Source organism: Cellvibrio sp. (genome assembly GCF_053579595.1).
The window spans coordinates 1-2,023 of sequence record NZ_JBRFPI010000548.1; the positions used below are offsets into that span (position 1 = coordinate 1).

2 protein-coding genes are annotated in these 2,023 nt (G+C 47.1%); both read left to right on the plus strand.

Annotated elements, in window-relative coordinates; translation table 11 throughout:
* Nucleotides 1-451: 451 nt before the first annotated feature.
* A complete protein-coding gene (locus tag ACWA6V_RS20970) occupies nt 452-1,330 on the plus strand; it encodes a PhnD/SsuA/transferrin family substrate-binding protein (protein ID WP_449524305.1) in 879 nt (292 codons plus the stop codon).
* Nucleotides 1,330-2,023: hypothetical protein (locus ACWA6V_RS20975; protein WP_449524306.1), on the plus strand; the 694-nt coding region annotated here is incomplete at its 3' end. The genes ACWA6V_RS20970 and ACWA6V_RS20975, both read left to right, overlap by 1 nt.

The following is a 2,023-nucleotide window of genomic DNA, read 5'->3' on the forward strand; positions in this document are numbered from 1 at the left end:
GGTTTAGGTGGATTCCAATCTGGGCTTGGGTGCGCAGCAGAAGCTGTGCCATAGGGCGATAAGTGCGGGAATTCGCAGTGAGTCTGGGGGTGGGTTGGCATTTTCTCGCCAATCTGGCGCGTGCTTGATCTGCTTTGGTGCGCAGCTGAATCCGCAGCTGCAATAAATGACGGGAATTTAATAATTGACCAGACAGACAGGGATTTGCTGCAGTTGGATTAAGCCTTAAAAAGCCGGTAAAACGGCTTTCCAGCAGCTTATTTCAGGGCTTTTAGGGGATTAAAGATCGATTTATAGACAAAATCAGATAAATGGTTGCGATTTGCTGCGCCAAAGGTACGGATATTGCAAAAATTGAGCAGCTGGAACGACCAAAAAAACACAGCAGCCCACGATTGTGGATGAGCTGGTCAAGTTTCGGCACGCCAGTTAAGGGCCACTGGAAAAACGCATGAACGACTTAAAAATCTTTGCACCCATCAGCTTTCCTTTCACGCTATTTTTTTTGGCGGTGTTAGCTATGTGGTTTGTGGGCAAAAATAGCCAGGCAAAGCTCGACTACCATTTGCCATCATTAATTGAAGACAGCTACACCTGCACGGCGGGCAGTAATTCGTCCGCTGAAAAATTAACGGTCTATATGAACACGCAAGTGGTCGCGCGCAACCTCGCCAATTTATTGTGTGGCGATCCGGTTGTGCAGCGGCAATATCATCAAGTGCAGGCTTATTGGGGCACCGGCGATGTTTCCGATATCACCTTTATCGGCAAAGGCATCGGCGATTTGGTCAACACCAAAGATAATATTGTGCAAGCCTTCGATGCAGAAAATACTCACGGCTACAAACGCCTCGCGAGTTATTCGCAGTATCAAGCCTATTTAATTGGGCGCGATGAAAAACCGATTTTAACGCGCGAATATTTACTCGGCCGCCGCATAGGTTTGCTCGATTATCCCTCCAGTCGTTCCGGCCATATTATTCCTATGCATTTATTGCGCGAATTGGGTTTGCGTGAAGAACATGTGTCCATTGTTTACAGCCACAACCACACCGGCCTGCGCGAATTACTCGCGAGTGGCAAAGTGGATATGATCGCCAGTTATTGGGCTGCAGAAGATGCTGAACGATTTTCCGAAAATTATATTCAAGCTATTGGCAATAGCGATATTCGCGGCAGCAGCTGGTATTTAAAAATGAATGGGCGCAACACGGATTTGTTCTGTGCCTTGCAAGCCACTCTGGGCAACCTCGCGCAACAGCAGCAGTCCACCTATTTTGGTGAGCTCAGTTTTGCCGAAGGTTGTCCGCAATCCATAGTGAAACGCTAATGCACACGCTGCGTATCAATCACCTGGGTATAAAATTGCCGGGGTTTAAACAATTGCGTCTGGATTCACTTAAAAAGACGCTCAATTATTATCATCTCTTATTATTGGTCGGCGGTTTTTGTGCGCTGCAATTGGCATATTTTTTTGGCATGTCGCTGCAGCGGGATTTTAATCTGGAGCGTAGTATTCTCGCCGTTGAAAATCGCGTATCACTGGATCTGCCGCGCTTGTCGCTGCCTAATCCCAGTTTGAATCTCGCTGGGAATCCTGCGCAGGTGCGCGAATACCTGCAAAAACTGAATGCATTGTTGATTGAACAAAATTTATCGGTACGCGTAAGCAGCTTGCAGCAATTTGATGCTCAGTCACAGTTGGATTCTGCCAGTGAAAACTCACACGCGCACAGGTTTATTGAGCGGCAGCTGCAATTGCCGGGGCAAATTATCAGTTTGAAATTAGCGATATGCCAGCCGGCCTTGTGGCAGAGTGCATCGATCTATCCGTTACTGGCATCGATTTTATTGGTGTTTTTACTATCGCCTTATTTACAGCGTAAACCCGCTCCAGTTGCAACGAATGTTGCGGCTAGCCAAACCCGTCATGTTGGATTGGTATTGGATTTGGAAAACAAATGTATTGCGGTACGCGGCACCGATTATAAAGTTGAACTCGCCAATAAACCTTTGTGCTTCT

Excerpts from the sequence above, each read along its gene's own strand:
- ACWA6V_RS20970 (WP_449524305.1), top strand. The coding sequence starts at position 452 with ATGAACGACTTAAAAATCTTTGCACCCATCAGCTTTCCTTTCACGCTA.